This is a genomic window from Stenotrophomonas sp. SrG (assembly GCF_050031795.1).
Lineage (GTDB): Bacteria > Pseudomonadota > Gammaproteobacteria > Xanthomonadales > Xanthomonadaceae > Stenotrophomonas > Stenotrophomonas rhizophila_A.
Map to the genome: position 1 here is coordinate 1 of NZ_JBNBBE010001099.1, position 239 is coordinate 239.

Consider the following 239-nt stretch of genomic DNA (forward strand, 5'->3'; position numbering starts at 1 on the left):
ACCCTGACCGAACCCGGCCGTCCCTCGCCCTGGCGAGACCGCAGCGTGGACGAAAACCTGGACCTGTTCCGCCGCATGCGCGCCGGTGAGTTCCCCGACGGCGCGCGCACCGGGCGCGCCAGGATCGACATGGCCAGCGGCAACATCAACCTGCGCGATCCCGCGCTGTACCGCATCAAGCACGGCGAGCACCAGCACACCGGCAACGCCTGGCCGAGCGCCCCGCTGTACGACTTCGC

1 protein-coding gene is annotated in these 239 nt (G+C 71.1%); it reads left to right on the forward strand.

Translation table 11 applies throughout. From position 1 onward, the window contains the following. Positions 1-239 (forward strand): glutamate--tRNA ligase family protein (locus ACQG3P_RS22865; protein ID WP_426806326.1); only part of this gene is annotated, 239 nt, incomplete at both ends.